Here is a 17108-nt window from a genome sequence, read left to right on the forward strand (position 1 = left end):
TTGACCTTTGTTAAAATGGCAGGATGGATTCAAGCAACTGATGTCCAAGGCGGGGTTGTTGCATGTCCGTGATCTGGCCGCGCCCCCCGTAGGAAATCCTTGCCGAGGCGATTTTATCATAAGTGATTTCGTTCTGCCGTGTGATGTCTTCGGGGCGCACATAGCCCGTCACGATCAGTTCGCGCAGTTCGAAATTCACCCGCACTTCTTGCTGGCCCACAATCGCCAATACACCGTTTGGCAGGACGTCCGTGACCGTGACAGCAACCCGCAACGTCAGCCTTTCGTTGCGGCGCACCGTGCCGTCGCCTGACGCGGAACTTTGCGAATTCAGGTCGACGATAGCCGCAGATGACGCGCCCTCCGGCAGCCGCGCATCAAGCCGCTGTGGGATACCCAAGAGCTGGGGCACGCCCGCTTGTTGCGACGCCGAGCGCGACCGATCGCTTGAGTTCGAGATTTCCGCACGGTCATCAATTTCAATAACGACCGTCATGATGTCACCGCGTTGCATTGCACGGCGATCACCGAGCAGCGACCCGCGCGCACCGGTCCAGAGTGAGGCATGCGAGGATGGCCCCAGAACCCGTGCCGAAACCGGTATTGGCATGGCGGGGTTCAGAATGGCTGCGCGTTCGGTGTTTTCGGCCGAGGGTGAAAACCGTGGGGGTTGGCCGATATCGCTGCTACCGCAGCCCGCGATCAGTACCGCAAGAAGCGCCGCTGCCGATTTACCTTTGAACATATGCCACCCCATCACTGCTGATCCGCGCCGTGACTGTTGTGCGCGATCCAAGGTTCATGACCCGAATAATATCACCGGGCCCGGCCCGCCCCAGCGCCCTGCCATCGGTCGAGATCGTCAGACCGTTTCTTTCAAACAGAAGCGGGATGATTTCATTGCGCTCGACAACAGCGGGCGGGCCGATGTTGCCGGACTGGATGGGCCGGTTTGCAAAAAGGGCCACGCGTGCCTCCATGCCAATCATGTTTTGCGCCTCTTGTAGCGCCTCGCCGGTGGGATCACCGACGATGCGGATATCGTCGGCTGAAATCACGGTTTGCGCGGGGATCGTGCGGGTTGCGACCACGGTCTCGGCCGCTACAGGGGCTGCGATCATCGCGGATATGAAAGCCAGCCGGATCACCGCAACTGCACCATCGCACTCAGCATTTGGTCGGCGGCGGTGATAACCTTGGAATTGAGCTCATACCCGCGCTGTGCCTCGATCAGGTCGGTGACTTCGCGCACGGGATCGACCGAACTGTCCTCAAGATAGCCCTGACGCAAGACGCCCAATCCGTCCTCACCCGGTGCCGCAACGACCGAAGGGCCTGATGCGGGGGTTTCCAAAAACAGGTTTGATCCAATCGCCTCAAGTCCCTTTGGGTTGGTAAAGCCTGCCAAGCTGAATTGGCCCAAGAGTTGCGGCTGGATTTCATCAATGAAATAGCCGTAAACCTCGCCGTCGGCATTGATCGAGATCGACCGTGTATCGCGCGGGATCGTCAGATCGGGCACAACAGGATACCCATCGGACGTCACAATCAGCCCGTCGCCTGTAAGCTTCAGCGCGCCATCGCGCGTATAGGCCGACGCACCGGACGGCAGGGTCACTTCCAGATAACCATCGCCCTCAATCGCAAGGTCGAGATCGCCACCTGTGGCCCCCAGCGCGCCTTGGCTGAGCATCACCGAAACCGCGCTTGCCCGGACGCCCAGCCCAAGCTGCACGCCGGTGGGCAGGACTGTGCCGTCAGAGGCATTGATCGTGCCGGGCCGAGCCACTTGTTGATAATGCAGGTCCGCGAATTCCGCCCGTCGTGCATTATACCCCGTGGTGTTCATATTCGCGAGGTTGTTTGAAATCACTTCAACCCGCATTTGCTGGGCAGTCATGCCTGCCGCTGCAATCTGTAGTGCGCGCATCAATCGTCTCCTTTATGTGCGAATGGCCTGAATGACGCTGCGGATGCGTTCATCTTCTTTGTCGAGAAAGCTCTGGCCCAACTCATAGGCGCGCTGGACTTCGATCATCCGACCGACCTGAAGGATCGGGTTCACGTTTGAGCCCTCCAGAAACCCTTGCAGCACGCGGCCATCGACGGCCTGTTCAAATCCGCCCTGCGCGTCGAACAGCACGCTGCCTTCGCGGACCATTTGTGTCGGATCAACGGGCAGGACCAATCCTATTTGTCCCACCGGTTGCCCACCTGCGCTGATGATGCCGTCAGCACCAATGCCAACAGGACCAAGCCCCTGAGGGACGAAAACAGGCGCGCCGCCTGCATCCAGAACGGCATGGCCCTCGGGTGTGACAAGTGTCCCGTTTGCGTCGGGTCCAAAGGCGCCGGCCCGTGTCAGGCGCGGGCCATCCGGTGTTTCAACCAGAAAGAACCCATCCCCTTCAATCGCCAGATCGAAGGTGCCGCCGGTTTGCGCCAATGTGCCTTGTGTCATCACTGTGTTGCGCACTCCGGCGCTCGCCATCGAAAGCGAAGGGCTGTCTGGCCCCAGCGCTTTGATATGTTCGGCAAACAAGATGCCCTCGGCCCGAAAGCCCGTGGTGGATGCGTTGGCGATATTGTTGGCCAGCAATTGCATTTCCTGCAGCAAGCCTGACTGCCGCGTCAGCGCGGTATATGACGCATTGTCCATCAGAAGCCCCTTGAAATGATCGGGATCAGTGTTGTTTGAAACAGTGCGACGAGGGCCTCTGTCATGAACGCCATAGTGACCCAGAAGGTCACGACGATTGCCGCCAGTTTCGGCACAAATGTAAGCGTCATTTCCTGAATGGACGTCAGGGCCTGAAACAGACCCACAATCAACCCCGAAGCCAGCGCCACTGTCAGAATCGGCACAGAGATAACAAAGGTCACCCAAAGCCCCTGTCGCAGGGTGTCATAGAAAAGCGCATCACTCATCAGACAGGCATCCGCAGGATTTCTTGATAGGCTTCGACCACGCGGTCCCGCACCGTTACTGCCGTTTGCACGGCCAATTCGGTTTGCGCCAAAGCCTCGACCAGCGCATGGGGATCAGCCCCGCTGGTCATCGCCTGCATTGCGGTGTTTTCGCTTGCCTGCATGGTGGCGAGAAAGCTATCGGCGGCAGCACCAAAAGCGGCCCCTGCGCCACCGGCCTCGGGCGCGGTGACGGATTTGCTCGCGGCATAATTCTGGGCGACGAGTGCACTGATATCCATGGTATTTTCCTTATCTACGCAAGAGATCCATCAGGGCCGTTGACATCTGTCGCACCTGATCAAACATTTTGAGGTTGGCTTCATAGCTGCGCTGCGCTTCACGCGCGTCGGCGATTTCAATCAGCAGATTGACGTTTGAGCCTTGGTAATATCCTGCCGCGTCGGCCATGGGGTGGGCAGGGTCATAAATCCGGCTCAGCTCGGATCGGTCCAGCCTGACCTGGCCAACTGCGACTTCACCGGTAGGGCGGCCCAGATTGACCATCTCTTCAAAGGTAATCGCCTTGCGCCGGTAACCGGGTGTGTCGGTATTGGCGATATTCTCGGACACGTGCCGCAAACGGCTGGCCTGTGCTTTCATTCCGCTGGTTGCAACGGAAATGGCATCACTGAAATCGGTCATTTTGCCTCCTTAATTTCTGCCAAGACTGGTGCGCAGGACTGTCATCGCGTGGCGATAGATGGTCAGGGCGCGGTTGTGTTCACGGCTCACTTCAACGGCGCGCAGCATTTCATCCTCAATGGAGACGCTGTTGCCGTTGGGTGAGGGTTCACCGGTCACGGTATGCCGCAGATCCATTGCGGGTTGTCCCATCTGGCCACCAATATGCCCGGGGCGCGTGACACGCATGGTCGTCGTGGCAGTCCCGGCATAGACATCTTTGAAAGCAGCAATTGATTGCGCCTGAAAATCAGGCGTGTCTGCGTTTGCAATATTGCGCGCGACCACGGCCTGTCTGGCACCTGCGTGACGCGCCATGGCGCCCGCTGTCTGGAAAATATCCAGGGAATTGTACATCGGGGATTCTCCCTCGTTTGGTTTCAACGAAGGATTAAGGGTGATTCCTTAAAAAGAAGTGTGTGGCATTTAATCGGATAACCTTAATGCAAGAAAACCTTCTCGATCAGATGCGTCAGGCGATTGAAGCCTGCGCACAAACGCATAAAGCGGGGCATGTCGTCGGGGTCTCCTCCGGGACTGTGCATTGCGCGCGTGCGGCGAACGATCTGCGTGTTGGTGACCGTGGCGTCATTCATACCCAAAAGACCCGGCGGCGCGGCGAGGTGGTGAAACTTGATCAAAGCGGGGCGCATCTGATGCTGGATGGTACGACCGATGGCGTGTCAATAAACGATCCGGTGGTTTTTTTTCCCGCACCGCAACTCGCGCCACATCGTGGATGGATCGGGCGCGTCATTGACCCAGATGGTCAGCCACTTGATGGGTGGCCATTGTTGCCTGGTTTGCAGGCTTGCGATCTCAACGCAGCACCACCTGCGTCCCATCTGCGGCGGCCATTGGGTGCGCGGCTGGAAACGGGGCTGGCGGTGTTTAACACGCTGCTGCCCTTGGTGCGCGGCCAACGGATCGGGCTTTTTGCAGGCTCCGGTGTGGGGAAATCCACACTGCTGGCTGACCTTGCGCGCGGGGTTGAGGCCGATGTCATCGTCATCGCACTTGTTGGTGAACGCGGGCGAGAGGTGGGGCATTTCGTGCAAGAGGTGTTGGGCCCAGAGGGTATGAAGCGCGCTGTTGTCGTGGCGGCCACCTCGGATACTGGTCCGCAGGTGCGGCGGCGCTGTGCGCTTTCGGCGATGGCTGTCGCGGAACACTTTCGAGACGCAGGCCAGCACGTCCTGCTTTTGATTGATTCGGTGACGCGGTTCTGCGAAGCCCATCGCGAACTGGCGGTCGCAAGCGGCGAAAACGCCAATTTGCGCGGATACCCCGCCTCGACCGGTCCGGCAATTGCGCGGCTTTGCGAACGGGCGGGGCCCGGTGTTGGGGATGCGGGCGATATTACTGCGGTTTTCTCAGTCTTGGTCGCAGGCTCAGATATGGATGAACCCGTGGCGGATATGCTGCGTGGAGTCTTGGACGGGCACATTGTGCTGGACCGGACGATTGCCGAACGCGGGCGCTTTCCCGCTGTCGATGTGGTCAGGTCGGTCTCACGCGCTTTGCCCGCGGCAGCGAACGACAAAGAGAATGAGATTATTGCCAAGGCACGATCGCTTCTGGGGACCTATGCACGCTCTGAAATGATGGTGCAGGCAGGGCTTTATGTGGCTGGGTCTGACGCGGCGCTGGATGCAGCGATTGCGACAGCACCAGCGCTAGAGGATTTTCAGAAGATCAAGGATGCACGCGGTACGCTGGCGCATTTCGCCAAGCTGCGGCAGGCGATTACAGCATCGCCCATGCGGTCCGAAACGCCCTAACCGAAAAGCCTTGGCGCTGCTTGCAACAACGCCAGAGCCGTCGCCCCCGCCGAGGTGGTCGCGATTGCATTGGCTTCCGAGCGGATCAGAAACAAGCGGATCAGCTTTTCCTCTTCTGCAGGGGTCGCAATCTGTGACAAATCATCTGTCCCAAGAACCGACCTTGCCCGCTCTTGGAAAATCTCGCGCTGCCTATCAATATCAATGCTTGAAATGCTTTCAGGCAGCCCGAGCGCCGTTTGAAAAACAGACCGAAGCGGGGCGTTTCCCATGATCGCAAACCATTGGCCGTTGTTGGTTGACGTCCGATCAAGGACATCCGCAAGGCCGGAATTGACATTGCGCGCCAGACGCAGGTCGTTGTTCTGATCGCCGATCGCGCGGGCGAATTGCTGGCTTTCGAACCGGTCAACGATATCTCCGGCAAAACTGCTGAATACGGTGTTCGGTATGGCGCTGTCCCCGAAACCGAACGCGCGGCTGAAGTCCGCATAGCGGTTATCGGCCAGACGATTGGCAAGTGCGTCATCTGCCGTGGTGCCATCTTCCAATATTTTCTGGATGAACGCACGGTTGTTGATATCTTCATCCAGTCCAAAGGCACCAAGGGCGACCGCCAAAAGCTGGCGGTCGCCGACCAGATCAGCGGCGGTGCGCACTGATCCGATGTTTTCGCGAAAGTAATCGGTTGCGCGCTGGATCGGGCGGCTTTCGGCAAAGGCTGTTTCTTGCGCCTCGGCAGTCCTTTCCAAAAAACGCCAGCCAACATAGCCCGTCAGGGGGAGGACAGGTTGGAAACTCATTGTGGTGCTGTCCCCAAAAGACGCGCCTCACGTTGCAGCAGATTGCGCAGTGATTTGAGAGCGCGATAGAAATCCAGACGGCCAACCGCCTCGGTCGCATGATCAAGATGGGTGCGGCTGTCATCATCACGGAGTGCTTGGCTCAATTGCTCGATTCCGCGTAGGATTTGCAATTTCGCATCTTCCTCTTCCACGTCACCAGACAATACGAGTTGTGCGATGTAACAGACCCGGCGCACAGGTGTGTTGACCTCATCCGGGCGGATCGCATCGCGCAGGCGCAAGATATTCGCGTTCGGCGTCAGGATCGATAGCCTGCTCCGACGGTCGCCGTTTTCAATGACGGCACCATTCACCAAAACCCGCTCTCTTGGGTTCAATTTGAGCACAAGGCCCGACATCAAACCCGCTCCTGCCCATTAAGGCCGCGGAGTACAGCCATGTTGATATCAATCAGCGCAGCAATGTCGGCTTTTTTGCGAATAATCTGCTGGGTGTGCAGGTCGGTAAACTCAGCGAGATAGAAGATCTGGGCGCGCAATTCCTTTGGAAGGGCATTGCCCTTGTCAGCCACGTCAATCGCCATCGTGTTCCACATGCGGCGGTTGTCATGCAGCGCGGCCATCAGTTTCGGGAAATCCTGGCGACTGGCGTTGCGCAGCTTTTGGAGGCGTGACGTAATCTGTGTAATCAGTTGTGCCTCGACTGAGCGCGTCGTGCGGATGGCAAATTGTGTAGGGGCATAGCCTTGCTGGGCTTGTTCAATAACGTTCACGCGTGGGTCCTTTCCGGCGCAATGTGGACGAGGCCCGATTTTATCGTGGCCATGAGGATAAGGGTGGCGCCAATGTGATGGCGCCACCGCTTGTTTTTACCGGAACAAAGACAAGATGGTCTGCGGCGCCTGGTTCGCAATCGAGAGTGATTGCACACCCAACTGCTGCTGGACCTGCAACGCCTGCAGGCGTGCTGATGTTTCTTCCATATCAGCGTCAACCAACGCACCGATGCCGGACCGGAGCGAATCTGTCAGCTTCGAGATAAAGTCTGACTGGGTTTCGATCCGGCCTTGGCTGGAACCAAAAGATGCAGCGGCATCAATTGTTGTGTCGATATATGTTTCGATGTTGGCAAGGGCCGCAGCCACGCCTTCATCTGTCGTCACGTCCAGTTTATCCAGCCCAACGAGCCCACCAGTTGCTGTACCACCTGCAGCACCATCGTCTGTGAGGGTCTGAGCGGCGCCATCATTGTCGATTTGCAGGATCCATGCGCCTGTTGCTTCATCCTGCGTCACGCGTGTCGAGATATTTTCAATACCCGCTCCGTCAATGACAGTCTTCAAACCACGCGCGACATCTTCGAAGGTCTCGTTCGGGCCTGCGATATAGTCATAGCTTACGCCACCAATGCTCGCGCGGTAGCTGTCACCTTCGGAAACACCTGCCGTCGTTGAAAACGCGAGCTCGGACGCGCGGGCGTTGATCGTCTGCGTATTTGTTGTTGCCGCCGCCGCTGTCACGCCATTTGCCTGGAGGGCAAAAGTCGCAGCGCCGTTGCCGCTTGTATTGACTTGGACGTCATCGAACTTCGAGGTCGAGCTGATCGAAATCACTGATGCGGTTACATCTGCTGTGATGTCTTCAATGCCTGCTGCGTTGATCGCGGCAGTCAAGCCGGCCGCCAAGTCATCGGTGGCTGTCGTCGTGGTTGTAAAGCTGACGGTTTCGCCCGCGATCTGGAAGTTATAAGTCTGGCCGGCAACAATTGTACCTGCAACTGTTGCTTCCAGAATGTTTGCACCATTCGAGAATGCGTCGCCGGTGCCGTCAGCGGCAAGGTTGCCCCCAAGTGTGGTTGTCACGTTGTCAGCCAGCGTTGCCCCGGTCCCGTAGACACCCGCATCGGTGCTCAGGTCCTGGCGGTCGACTGTGATGTTGGACGGTGCGACCGTGCCATCGCTGGAACGATCCAGTGAGGACAGAATATTCACGCTTTGCGTGCCGGACAGCATGTTCAACCCGTTGAACTGCGCCGCACCAACCACCGATGCGATCTGGTCAGAGATCGCCTTTACATCCGACTGGAGTTTTGTGCGATCGACGTTCTCGCCCTGCGCTGCAACGATCTTTTCTTTCATGTTGTTGAGCAGGTCTGTCACCGTTTCTGCCCCGTTGCGGGCAACTGCGACAGAGGATTCACCCAAAGACAGGCTCTCGGAAATGGCTTTAAAGCCTTTGACGTCTGATTCCATCACCTTGGAAATCGCCCAAACGGCCGAATTGTCCTTGGCCGAAGCGACATCTTTACCGGTTGAGATCATTGATTGTGTTTTGGAGAGATCGTTGTTGATCGACTTGAGCGTTTGCAGCGCAACCATTGCGCTGTTGTTGGTCAAAATACTGGACATAAGTTATGGTCCTTCATGTGTGGCGCTTTGCACCGGGTTGGTTGGAAACTCCGCAAATTTACTGCGGTGCGATGCGTCATTCTGACGGAAATCACCGGTGACTTCGTACCGGTGCGCCTTTGTGGCGATGGGGCATGAATAGCCAATCCAGGCTGAACAACCTCTTAACTCAACCCTTCAAAATAAAGAGAATTTGACTGAAATCAGGCCTTTCTCTCGAGTGCTGGGTTCTGGGTGCGGACATGTTCAAGACGGCCTGCGTTGTCATAAACGCTCAAACCGCTTTTCACGTTCTGAAGTGCGGCAAGACGCTCGCCCGCGGCGGCGACCCCTTTGATTGCAGCCGCCAACAGCGCAAGATTCTCGTCCATCTTTTGACGCAGAGGCCGCAAAACGTCTTTCGTTGGAATCGTGCTTTCCAGCTGTACCAGCAGGTCTTCTTTTTGCTGCACGAACGTGGCCAACACCTCGAAATCCGCCGAAATCAGCGCTTCGCGTTCCTGATCCAGTAACTTATGTAGTTGGGTGACGACCGTATTAAGCAATGCTTCGGACCTTCATGGCCTCGAACAGCGCTTCGGCCAAGCCGATTCCCCCCGTCTTCACCATTTCCTGCGCCTGCGCTTCTCTCAGGAACGAAGCAAAATGTTCTTCGCCTGCGCCGCCACCAAATGTGTCACGCGGTTTACCGACGCCTGCGGATTTCAACATTTCCGCGAGAAAAGTAGCCTCCATCTTTTGGGCGGCATCACGCAGTTTCTCATCAGCCTGAATAAAGTCCGGCAGGTTGGGCGCGGGCCGTGGCGGTGGCAGATCAGTAATCATTGTCATCGGATTCTCCGGTTAGTGATCCGCGCAATTTGCCTGACGTTCCTAAACATTCAGTAAGTTTTTTGCGTCAAACAGAGGATCGAACAGACACAATCGGAGAACCGATGATTCCCTTGATCCTTTCCCAGTCGGGAACGACCACCGCACAAGCGCTGCCTGTAACCTCGGCCGGTATGGCCGCTGCGGATGGCCCGACCTTCGATGAGATGATGCTGGCGGCAGCGCAGGCGGGCGATGACGCCCAAAGCGATGCGGGTGACGGCGTCTTGGGTGCCGCTGTTGTTGTTGACGCTGACGTGCCCGCTGATGAAGCAGCGCCTGCACCTGCGCTGACAAAGGCTGCTCAGCGCGCGGCCGAGCAGCCCATTTCTGTGCCAACCCCTTTGCCAACTTCCGTGCCGGTGAACGTGGCAGAAGTGGATCAGGATCGTGCGCCTGCATTGCCGGTCCCAAAGGCAGAAAAAACGCCCATGTTGCTACGTGAGGGCGCGACGCTGCCCGCGGCTGCACGCGAAGGGAACATAGAAAAACAGCCCGATCAGCCCGCGCCGGTGGTGCGCGAAAGTAAATCAACAGGCGCGTCCATCGCGCAATCTGTGATTGAGGGGCGCTTGCCGCTCAAGGGACTTGCCGAGACGCCACCTGTGCAACCGGCACGGCCAACACGGGCCAACGCCCCAAAGGCGGATGCGCCGCCAGCTGCGACACCTTTGCTTACGCCGGACAAACCCAAGGCTGAAAGCGTGGATCAGGCCAAAGATACGCGAAAGCCACAGTTCCAATTCGTGGAAGAACAGCCACGGCGCCGGCGTGAAGAGGCGACACCACGGGCCACGCCAAACACGACGGCGCCCGCGATCGCGCATGTTGTTGCGGCACAGCCGCCAGCCGTTGCTTTGGCGCAGGCCGCGACGCAGGCGCAGCGCGAGATAACAGAAAAGGCACTTAAACCGGCGGATGTGGATAGTATTTTGTCGGCTATGCCTGCCGAACGGCATACCACGGCAGCCGGCACTTCGGTCCCTGTGGCTGCTGCTGCGACACCAGAAACAGCGCGGCAGGCGGCCGCGCAGTTAGCGGTGGCTGTCACGAATAGCAACGGCAAGACAACGGAAATTGCGCTTAATCCGGAAGAACTAGGGCGGGTAAAACTCAGCCTGTCTGCGGCTGACGGTGTTATCACGGTGAACCTGTTGGCTGATCGCCCCGAAACACAGGATCTGCTGCGGCGGCACATTGATATGCTGGCGCAGGAGTTCCGTCAGCTTGGCTATACGTCAATTTCATTCTCGTTTGGCGAACAAAAGGGGCAGGCGCGGCCTGAGGCCAGCCCTGACGCGCAACCTGCCGAGCAAGAGACACACGACACCGTTCCAATCCCCCAAGTCACACCTGCTGTTGCCGCAGGTGGTCTCGATCTGCGCATTTAAGGAGCAATCATGGATATCACGCAACTTTCACAAACGACGGTCACACCGCCCAACCCGGGCGTGACAGGTGCGACCGCGCAGATCAGTTCTGATTTTGAAACCTTCTTGAAGATGCTGACGGCGCAAATGCAGTACCAAGACCCGCTGAACCCGATTGATTCGACCGACTATGCGACGCAGCTGGCAACCTTCTCAGGGGTCGAACAGGCGGTGCTGACGAATGATTTGTTGCGGTCCCTCAGCACCCAGATGACGACGGGGGGTTTGGTTGAAATGGCAGCACTTGTCGGCAAAGAGGTGCGCACAGAAGGGCCTGCCTACTTCAATGGCCAGCCAATGACACTGCTTGCGACCAGAACCGTGGCTTCTGACAGCGCAGAGCTTGTCGTGCGCAATGCCGCAGGCGGAGAGGTGCAGCGGCAGGCGGTCCCGACTGGTGCAGAGTCGGTGCAATGGGCGGGCGTTGGCCCCAATGGCACGCCCTTGCCAGCGGGGGTCTATCAATTCGAAATTCAGTCGAAATCGAATGGTCAGGTGATCGCGCAGAACCCCGTCGCAACCTATAATACCGTGAACGAGGTACGGCTTGAGGGGGGCGTCACCATGTTGGTTCTGACGGGGGGGATCACTGTGGCAAGCGATCAGGTCACAGCGCTCCGTGATGCAGACAGCTAAAGCAGCGAGATGCCCCAGATCGCGCCACTTGCCAGAACCGCGCCAAGCGCCATCCAAGATAACCGTGCGATGCGGCGTTGCGGTTTGGGCGGTGGCGGCGGATTGTTGAGCCGGATCAGCGCATCTTCGGCAAGCTTTGGCAACTGCGGACCAAAGCGCGACAGAATCCGCACGGTCTTGGCCAGATCACGTATCAGCGCCTTGGGACCAATGCTTTCTTTGATGTAGTCTTCGACGACCGGTTTTGCGACATGCCAAATGTTCATACGCGGATCGAGTGACCGGGCCACACCTTCGACCACCACCATTGTGCGTTGGAGCAAAATCAGCTCGGTGCGGGTTTCCATGCCGAAACGTTCGGTGACTTCAAACAGATAGCTTAGCAGGCGCGCCATCGAAATACGGCTCGCGTCCATGCCGAAAATCGGCTCGCCCACTGCGCGCAAAGCGCGGGCGAATTCATCAACATCGCGGTTTGCTGGCACATAGCCCGCCTCGAAATGCACCTCTGCGACGCGCTGGTAATCCTTACGGATAAAGCCGAAAAGGATCTCGGCATAGACGCGGCGGGTATATTCATCAATCCGCCCCATGATGCCGAAATCATAGGCGATGATATCCCCGTTGGCCGCAACCTTCAGGTTGCCTTGGTGCATGTCGCCGTGAAAGTAGCCGTCGCGCAGCGCATGGTTCAGGAAAAGTTGCAGCACGCGCGTGGCCAACACGACGCGATCGTGGCCCGCGGCATCAAGCGCTTCGTTCATCCCGATGTTCGTGCCTTCGGCCCATTCCATCGTCATCACGCGGCGCCCCGACAGATGCCAATACACCTTAGGGACCTGAAAACCGGGATCACTTTCGGTATTCGCGGCAAATTCGGCTGCGGCCGAACTTTCCAATCGCAGGTCCAATTCGCCCATGACCACGCCTTCGAAATGGGTGATCACATCCATCGGGCGCAAACGGCGCGATGCGGGCGACAGAAACTCGATCGCCCGCGCAGCAAAGTAGAACGCGTCAATGTCGGTCCGGAACGCGCGCTCAATCCCGGGACGCAGGATTTTGACGGCAACGGCCTCGCCCGTGTCGGCCAGATGCGCTTTGTGCACCTGGGCGAGCGAGGCAGCTGCGACCGGTTCGGAGAAGGTCGAAAAGAGTTTATCAAAACTGCTGCCCAGCTCGGATTGGATCGCCTTTTTCGCCTCTGCCATGGAAAACGGTGGCAGTTTGTCCTGTAGAACGCGCAATTGCACCGCCAGTTCGTCCCCCACCACATCGGGGCGGGTCGACAGGATTTGACCGAACTTAATATAGGCCGGACCCAGCGCTTGCAGGGCACGCACCGCGGGCGGCATTGACACATCGCCTTTGTAGCCAAGCCATTGAAACGGCCAAACCAATGTCCGGAACGTAATGCGCAGCAGCGGCCCCGCATCAAACGCATCCAGCACGACTTTCATCGCACCCGTGCGTTCGAATGTGGCACCTGTGCGGATCAGGCGGATGATATTGTGAGGGCCGCGCATGCTAGAGCTTCCACCCCGAATGCAGCGCCGCAACGCCCATTGTCAGGTTGCGATACTTGGCGTTGCCGAAACCAGCTTCACGCACCATCCCGAGGAAGGTTTCCTGATCGGGGAATTTGCGGATTGATTCGACCAGATACTGGTAGCTGTCACGATCCCCCGCGATCATCTGGCCCATGCGCGGGATCACGTTGAACGAATAGGCATCATATGCCGCCTGCATCATCGGGTTGGGCAGTTGGCTGAACTCCAACACCATCAAGCGGCCACCGGGTTTCAGGACACGGTAGGCCTCGTTCAGCGCCCCTTGCGGGCGCGTCACGTTCCGGATGCCAAAGCTGATGGTGTAGACGTCAAAGGTGTTCGCTTCGAAAGGCAGGGCCATTGCATCGCCCACAACCCAATCAAGGCTGTCCGACATCTGCGCGGCCTCGGCCCGTTTGCGACCCTCGACAAGCATGGATTCGGTAATGTCGAGCACGGTCGAGTGCCCCCGCCCCGCACGTTTCAGAAAGCGGAACGAGATGTCACCGGTCCCGCCAGCCACATCCAAAAGGCGCTGTCCGGGACGCGGGGCCAGCCAATCCATCATCGCATCTTTCCAGATCCGGTGCACACCGCCCGACATCACGTCATTCATAATGTCGTACTTGCTCGCCACGGACGAGAACACGCCTTGCACGCGGCCAGCTTTTTCATCCTCGCGGACGGTTTCGAACCCGAAGTGTGTGGTATTGTCTGCCTTGTCGGTCATGTCATGCTTTCGCCTGAATACTGTCCCGAAAGGGGTTATACCCAAGCGGCGAAATAGACAAACTGTCAATGTGCCACGGCGCACGAATGGGGACGACAAGGGACGCTGCAATGCCTATGTAGTGGGCCACAGTAAAAATACAGATGACATAAAATGCCCGAACTGCCCGAAGTCGAAACTGTCAAAGCCGGCATTGCCCCCGTGATGGAGGGTCTTGTGATTGCGCGCGCCGAGGTGAACCGCCCCGATCTGCGCTGGCCGTTTCCCGAGCGGATGGCCGAGCGGCTGACAGGGCAGCGCGTTCTGGGGCTACGCCGGCGCTCGAAATACATCCTTGTTGATCTGGCAAGCGCCGAGACACTTTTGATCCATCTTGGCATGTCGGGCCGCATGCTGATCTCTGGACATACGGTGGGGGAATTCCATCACCCGCACCCGGTGCCTGCCAAACACGATCACGTTGTCTTCCATATGGAGAACGGCGCGCGGATCACCTTCAACGATGCACGCCGCTTTGGCGCGATGGACCTGATGGAGACAGCGCGTCAGGAAGATCACTGGCTGATCCGTGATCTGGGGCCGGAGCCTTTGGGCAATGCGTTCAACGAAACCTATCTCGTAGAACGCCTGAAAGGGCGCAACACGCCCATTAAATCGGCGCTGCTGGATCAGCGGATCGTGTCGGGGCTTGGCAATATATATGTCTGCGAAGTGCTGTTTCGCGCCGGTATTCACCCCGCGCGCAAGGCAGGGCGCATCAGTGCTGCGCGTGTTGCCTCTTTGGTGCCGCTGATCCGCGATGTGTTGTCCGAAGCGATTGCCGCGGGCGGGTCATCCTTGCGCGATTACCGGCAATCCGATGGAGAGCTTGGGTATTTCCAGCATGTTTTTCAGGTCTACGACCGCGCAGGAAAACCCTGCGTAACCCACGGATGCGACAAGACAATCACCCGAATCGTGCAGTCCGGAAGATCATCTTTCTTTTGTCCGCAATGCCAAAGATAGCTTGATCCGCCCGCCTGCTTTGCTAAGCCTTGAGGTCTGACCGGCGCAACAGGATGAGCAGAATGGCCTTTGACAAGATCATCGTAGATATCAGCGACAGTGTCGCAACGATTACGCTGAACCGACCAGACGCAATGAATGCGCTCAACAGCGAACTTCTGGGCGAACTTTGCACCGCATTGGAAGAGGCGGATGCGAGCGAGAAGGTGCGCTGCATCATCATCACCGGATCCGAGAAGGCCTTTGCCGCAGGTGCCGATATCTCTGAGATGGCCGACAAGACATTCGTCGAGATGTACACCAAGCGCTTCTTCGAGAATGAAACCGACCGCTTCAATCGCACCCGCAAACCAATCATCGCGGCTGTTGCGGGCTATGCGCTGGGCGGCGGATGCGAGCTGGCGATGATGTGCGACTTCATTATTGCTGCCGATAATGCCAAATTTGGCCAGCCCGAAATCAATCTTGGTGTGATTGCCGGTATCGGCGGCACACAGCGCCTGACCCGTTATGTAGGCAAATCCAAGTCGATGGACATGCATCTGACAGGCCGCTTCATGGACGCCGAAGAGGCCGAGCGCAGCGGGCTTGTGAGCCGTGTTGTCCCCGCCAAGAAACTGCTGAGCGAAGCGAAAGCTGCCGCAGAAAAGATTGCCGAGAAATCCCAGATTGCGACAATGGCCGCAAAAGATGCGGTAGACCGCGCTTATGAAACGACCCTTGCCGAAGGTCTGAATTATGAGCGGCGGCTGTTCCAGTCGCTCTTTGCGACCGAGGACCAAGCCGAGGGCATGGCGGCCTTTACCGAAAAACGTGAAGCACAATTCCGCGATAAGTAGGCCTGTTCCCTCTGATTGACGCGGCCTTGATCCTTACGCAAGCATCGGATGAGCTTCGCGAGCAGCTGAAATCCAGGCGCGGGATATCATGTTCATCCAACGCGCGGGCGGTCCGGTGACTTTGAACCAGCAAATGGCACTTCAGTCCGGCCTGCTCTGGTCGGAAGAGATGGACCAGACAATCGCTGATGAACTCAAGCAGACGATCCCGGTTTATAGCGGTACGTTAAGCGCCCTGAGCAATGGTTTGCCGCAGATGAGCACACTGCTGCCGTAGACACCCGGGATTGCGGATAGGCTGGAAGAGATTGGCAGTATCTGGGCGCGAAATTAGCCGGCGCTTAATCTTGTTGCTGTGGATGAAGAGGTCACCGATCAACAGCGATCTGACCTCTGCTAAAACCTGATTGACGAGAACGTGGTCTCGCTTGATCTGCTCTACCTTTATCAGGATCGTTGCCTTGTAATTAGGGGTTGAAACGCTGTGTTGTCTCGCTTAAACGCGGCACCATACATGCGCGTGAGGCCCGCTTTGGCCAGAATCACCGGTTCGAAAACCCGGGGCTTGGGCTTAATGCGCGAATGACATTCAATTTGGCCCAATCAAGGCCCAGCTAGGAAACGAACACATGGCAAACTCACCTCAGGCAAAAAAACGCGCCCGTCAGAACGCAGCGCGTTTTGCTGTTAACAAAATGCGCCGTTCGCGCATCCGTACATACCTGCGCGCTGTTGAAGAAGCGATTGCATCCGGCGATCCAAAAGCTGCAGCAGCGGCTCTGAAGGCGGCTCAGCCAGAGCTGATGCGCGGTGTGACCAAGGGTGTCATGCACAAGAACACAGCTTCGCGCAAAATGTCTCGTCTGGCGGCACGCGTCAAATCTGTCGGTTGATTCTGCGCTAACCGGCAAAAACGAAAAAGTTCAAGCGCGTCCAGACTGGGCGCGCTTTTTTTGTTTCACTGTGGTCTGCCTGCGCAGAAATTGTGACTTTTCAAAGAGCCAAGAGATTCTTTTCTGACAATCTCTGAGTCAAGCACGATGTTATGTTGAAGCGGTCCCAAAGCCCTTGCTAACTTGGCCCTGCGATTCACATCGTTCCGGGGGGACATGAGGGGATTTGCGGATGGCCGGGTGATAAAATATCGTCGTTGACGGGTTTTTTCACCGCACCAGAAGGCAGATCTCATGCGATGGTGGCATGGAGATTTCAGTGTAAACTGCGAACCCATGTCATTGTGTGTCTGCGCCAGGGCCAAGGTCTGCTCTTTGGTTTCTGGTCGCTGTTCGTGGCCCGTTGAGCTGCCGTTTGGCGTCTGTCTGTATCGTTGCGATGCAGGTGCGCGTCTCGGTCTATGGTTTTGGGTAAAAGGCGCTGGGATCAGGTTGGGCAACTTGATCTAG

At 57.6% G+C, this 17108-nt stretch carries 23 protein-coding genes; 7 read left to right on the forward strand and 16 right to left on the reverse strand.

Annotation, left to right across the window (positions count from 1 at the left end; translation table 11 throughout):
- Positions 1-10: 10 nt before the first annotated feature.
- The 8 genes from flgH to B0B09_RS14195 are packed head-to-tail and all read right to left on the reverse strand — an operon-like array spanning position 11 to position 4008.
- Positions 11-745, reverse strand: coding sequence for a flagellar basal body L-ring protein FlgH (flgH, locus tag B0B09_RS14160; protein WP_076660588.1), 735 nt, complete (start codon positions 743-745; stop codon positions 11-13).
- Entirely contained in the window at positions 732-1148 is a 417-nt protein-coding gene (gene flgA / locus B0B09_RS14165; protein ID WP_311135461.1) for a flagellar basal body P-ring formation chaperone FlgA, read from the reverse strand. Before flgA ends, flgH begins: the two co-directional genes overlap by 14 nt.
- On the reverse strand, positions 1145-1930 hold the full coding sequence (gene flgG / locus B0B09_RS14170; protein WP_076660589.1) for a flagellar basal-body rod protein FlgG: 786 nt from the start codon (positions 1928-1930) through the stop codon (positions 1145-1147). Before flgG ends, flgA begins: the two co-directional genes overlap by 4 nt.
- A gap of 12 nt (positions 1931-1942) precedes the next feature.
- Entirely contained in the window at positions 1943-2659 is a 717-nt protein-coding gene (locus B0B09_RS14175) for a flagellar hook-basal body complex protein (RefSeq protein ID WP_076660590.1), read from the reverse strand.
- Complete coding sequence (locus B0B09_RS14180) at positions 2659-2928, reverse strand: flagellar biosynthetic protein FliQ (protein WP_110549962.1); 270 nt, start codon at positions 2926-2928, stop codon at positions 2659-2661. Before B0B09_RS14180 ends, B0B09_RS14175 begins: the two co-directional genes overlap by 1 nt.
- Positions 2928-3209 (reverse strand): flagellar hook-basal body complex protein FliE, encoded by a 282-nt coding sequence (gene fliE / locus B0B09_RS14185; RefSeq protein WP_076660592.1) that lies wholly within the window; start codon positions 3207-3209, stop codon positions 2928-2930. Before fliE ends, B0B09_RS14180 begins: the two co-directional genes overlap by 1 nt.
- 10 nt (positions 3210-3219) lie before the next feature.
- Positions 3220-3612: a flagellar basal body rod protein FlgC gene (gene flgC, locus B0B09_RS14190; protein ID WP_076660593.1), complete on the reverse strand. Its 393-nt coding sequence runs from the start codon at positions 3610-3612 to the stop codon at positions 3220-3222.
- 9 nt (positions 3613-3621) lie between these two features.
- On the reverse strand, positions 3622-4008 hold the full coding sequence (locus B0B09_RS14195; RefSeq protein WP_084190850.1) for a FlgB family protein: 387 nt from the start codon (positions 4006-4008) through the stop codon (positions 3622-3624).
- A gap of 86 nt (positions 4009-4094) precedes the next feature.
- Between B0B09_RS14195 and B0B09_RS14200 the strand changes: the two genes are divergently transcribed.
- Positions 4095-5432 carry a FliI/YscN family ATPase gene (locus B0B09_RS14200; protein ID WP_076660595.1) on the forward strand — a complete coding sequence of 446 codons (1338 nt, stop codon included), beginning with the start codon at positions 4095-4097 and terminating at the stop codon, positions 5430-5432.
- Here B0B09_RS14200 and B0B09_RS14205 read toward each other — a convergent pair.
- The 6 genes from B0B09_RS14205 to B0B09_RS14230 form a co-directional block, all read right to left on the reverse strand.
- Positions 5429-6235, reverse strand: coding sequence for a DUF1217 domain-containing protein (locus B0B09_RS14205; protein ID WP_076660596.1), 807 nt, complete (start codon positions 6233-6235; stop codon positions 5429-5431). The two genes, B0B09_RS14200 and B0B09_RS14205, sit on opposite strands and share 4 nt — an antisense overlap.
- Positions 6232-6636: a flagellar biosynthesis repressor FlbT gene (flbT, locus tag B0B09_RS14210; RefSeq protein ID WP_076660597.1), complete on the reverse strand. Its 405-nt coding sequence runs from the start codon at positions 6634-6636 to the stop codon at positions 6232-6234. Before flbT ends, B0B09_RS14205 begins: the two co-directional genes overlap by 4 nt.
- On the reverse strand, positions 6636-7010 hold the full coding sequence (gene flaF, locus B0B09_RS14215) for a flagellar biosynthesis regulator FlaF (RefSeq protein WP_076660598.1): 375 nt from the start codon (positions 7008-7010) through the stop codon (positions 6636-6638). The genes flbT and flaF overlap by 1 nt, the downstream gene beginning before the upstream one ends.
- A 96-nt stretch (positions 7011-7106) precedes the next feature.
- Entirely contained in the window at positions 7107-8645 is a 1539-nt protein-coding gene (locus B0B09_RS14220; protein ID WP_076660599.1) for a flagellin N-terminal helical domain-containing protein, read from the reverse strand.
- A gap of 203 nt (positions 8646-8848) precedes the next feature.
- A complete protein-coding gene (locus tag B0B09_RS14225; protein ID WP_076660600.1) occupies positions 8849-9190 on the reverse strand; it encodes a hypothetical protein in 342 nt (113 codons plus the stop codon).
- Entirely contained in the window at positions 9183-9476 is a 294-nt protein-coding gene (locus tag B0B09_RS14230; protein WP_055296913.1) for a rod-binding protein, read from the reverse strand. Before B0B09_RS14230 ends, B0B09_RS14225 begins: the two co-directional genes overlap by 8 nt.
- A 104-nt stretch (positions 9477-9580) precedes the next feature.
- Between B0B09_RS14230 and fliK the strand changes: the two genes are divergently transcribed.
- Positions 9581-10906 carry a flagellar hook-length control protein FliK gene (gene fliK / locus B0B09_RS14235; RefSeq protein ID WP_076660601.1) on the forward strand — a complete coding sequence of 442 codons (1326 nt, stop codon included), beginning with the start codon at positions 9581-9583 and terminating at the stop codon, positions 10904-10906.
- A gap of 9 nt (positions 10907-10915) precedes the next feature.
- A complete protein-coding gene (locus B0B09_RS14240) occupies positions 10916-11581 on the forward strand; it encodes a flagellar hook capping FlgD N-terminal domain-containing protein (protein WP_076660602.1) in 666 nt (221 codons plus the stop codon).
- On the opposite strand, the gene ubiB is transcribed toward B0B09_RS14240, so the two are convergent.
- Both ubiB and ubiE read right to left on the reverse strand, forming a co-directional pair.
- The gene (gene ubiB, locus B0B09_RS14245) at positions 11578-13107 is read right to left on the reverse strand and encodes a 2-polyprenylphenol 6-hydroxylase (RefSeq protein ID WP_055296919.1); all 1530 of its coding nucleotides are present in this window, start codon (positions 13105-13107) and stop codon (positions 11578-11580) included. The two genes, B0B09_RS14240 and ubiB, sit on opposite strands and share 4 nt — an antisense overlap.
- Position 13108: 1 nt before the next feature.
- A complete protein-coding gene (ubiE, locus tag B0B09_RS14250; protein ID WP_076660603.1) occupies positions 13109-13861 on the reverse strand; it encodes a bifunctional demethylmenaquinone methyltransferase/2-methoxy-6-polyprenyl-1,4-benzoquinol methylase UbiE in 753 nt (250 codons plus the stop codon).
- Between the two features lie 153 nt (positions 13862-14014).
- Between ubiE and mutM the strand changes: the two genes are divergently transcribed.
- The 4 genes from mutM to rpsT all read left to right on the forward strand — a co-directional run bounded on the left by mutM (position 14015) and on the right by rpsT (position 16598).
- Positions 14015-14866, forward strand: a complete 852-nt coding sequence (gene mutM / locus B0B09_RS14255) for a bifunctional DNA-formamidopyrimidine glycosylase/DNA-(apurinic or apyrimidinic site) lyase (RefSeq protein ID WP_076660604.1) — start codon at positions 14015-14017, stop codon at positions 14864-14866.
- A gap of 62 nt (positions 14867-14928) precedes the next feature.
- On the forward strand, positions 14929-15705 hold the full coding sequence (locus B0B09_RS14260; protein WP_055296925.1) for an enoyl-CoA hydratase: 777 nt from the start codon (positions 14929-14931) through the stop codon (positions 15703-15705).
- 88 nt (positions 15706-15793) lie between these two features.
- Positions 15794-15982 (forward strand): hypothetical protein, encoded by a 189-nt coding sequence (locus B0B09_RS14265; protein ID WP_076660605.1) that lies wholly within the window; start codon positions 15794-15796, stop codon positions 15980-15982.
- Positions 15983-16334: 352 nt separating this feature from the next.
- Positions 16335-16598 (forward strand): 30S ribosomal protein S20, encoded by a 264-nt coding sequence (gene rpsT / locus B0B09_RS14270; RefSeq protein WP_055296927.1) that lies wholly within the window; start codon positions 16335-16337, stop codon positions 16596-16598.
- The last annotated feature ends 510 nt before the right edge of the window (positions 16599-17108 follow it).

Origin of the sequence: Yoonia rosea, assembly GCF_900156505.1 — a bacterium.
GTDB classification, from domain to species: Bacteria; Pseudomonadota; Alphaproteobacteria; order Rhodobacterales; family Rhodobacteraceae; genus Yoonia; species Yoonia rosea.

Bases quoted from the DNA above. Each gene is read 5' to 3' on its own strand.
- flgH (WP_076660588.1), bottom strand. From the start codon at position 745: ATGTTCAAAGGTAAATCGGCAGCGGCGCTTCTTGCGGTACTGATCGCG.
- flgG (WP_076660589.1), bottom strand. From the start codon at position 1,930: ATGCGCGCACTACAGATTGCAGCGGCAGGCATGACTGCCCAGCAAATG.
- B0B09_RS14175 (WP_076660590.1), bottom strand. From the start codon at position 2,659: ATGGACAATGCGTCATATACCGCGCTGACGCGGCAGTCAGGCTTGCTG.
- B0B09_RS14180 (WP_110549962.1), bottom strand. From the start codon at position 2,928: ATGAGTGATGCGCTTTTCTATGACACCCTGCGACAGGGGCTTTGGGTG.
- fliE (WP_076660592.1), bottom strand. From the start codon at position 3,209: ATGGATATCAGTGCACTCGTCGCCCAGAATTATGCCGCGAGCAAATCC.
- flgC (WP_076660593.1), bottom strand. From the start codon at position 3,612: ATGACCGATTTCAGTGATGCCATTTCCGTTGCAACCAGCGGAATGAAA.
- B0B09_RS14195 (WP_084190850.1), bottom strand. From the start codon at position 4,008: ATGTACAATTCCCTGGATATTTTCCAGACAGCGGGCGCCATGGCGCGT.
- B0B09_RS14200 (WP_076660595.1), top strand. From the start codon at position 4,095: ATGCAAGAAAACCTTCTCGATCAGATGCGTCAGGCGATTGAAGCCTGC.
- B0B09_RS14205 (WP_076660596.1), bottom strand. From the start codon at position 6,235: ATGAGTTTCCAACCTGTCCTCCCCCTGACGGGCTATGTTGGCTGGCGT.
- flbT (WP_076660597.1), bottom strand. From the start codon at position 6,636: ATGTCGGGCCTTGTGCTCAAATTGAACCCAAGAGAGCGGGTTTTGGTG.
- B0B09_RS14220 (WP_076660599.1), bottom strand. From the start codon at position 8,645: ATGTCCAGTATTTTGACCAACAACAGCGCAATGGTTGCGCTGCAAACG.
- B0B09_RS14230 (WP_055296913.1), bottom strand. From the start codon at position 9,476: ATGACAATGATTACTGATCTGCCACCGCCACGGCCCGCGCCCAACCTG.
- fliK (WP_076660601.1), top strand. From the start codon at position 9,581: ATGATTCCCTTGATCCTTTCCCAGTCGGGAACGACCACCGCACAAGCG.
- B0B09_RS14240 (WP_076660602.1), top strand. From the start codon at position 10,916: ATGGATATCACGCAACTTTCACAAACGACGGTCACACCGCCCAACCCG.
- ubiB (WP_055296919.1), bottom strand. From the start codon at position 13,107: ATGCGCGGCCCTCACAATATCATCCGCCTGATCCGCACAGGTGCCACA.
- ubiE (WP_076660603.1), bottom strand. From the start codon at position 13,861: ATGACCGACAAGGCAGACAATACCACACACTTCGGGTTCGAAACCGTC.
- mutM (WP_076660604.1), top strand. From the start codon at position 14,015: ATGCCCGAACTGCCCGAAGTCGAAACTGTCAAAGCCGGCATTGCCCCC.
- B0B09_RS14260 (WP_055296925.1), top strand. From the start codon at position 14,929: ATGGCCTTTGACAAGATCATCGTAGATATCAGCGACAGTGTCGCAACG.
- B0B09_RS14265 (WP_076660605.1), top strand. From the start codon at position 15,794: ATGTTCATCCAACGCGCGGGCGGTCCGGTGACTTTGAACCAGCAAATG.
- rpsT (WP_055296927.1), top strand. From the start codon at position 16,335: ATGGCAAACTCACCTCAGGCAAAAAAACGCGCCCGTCAGAACGCAGCG.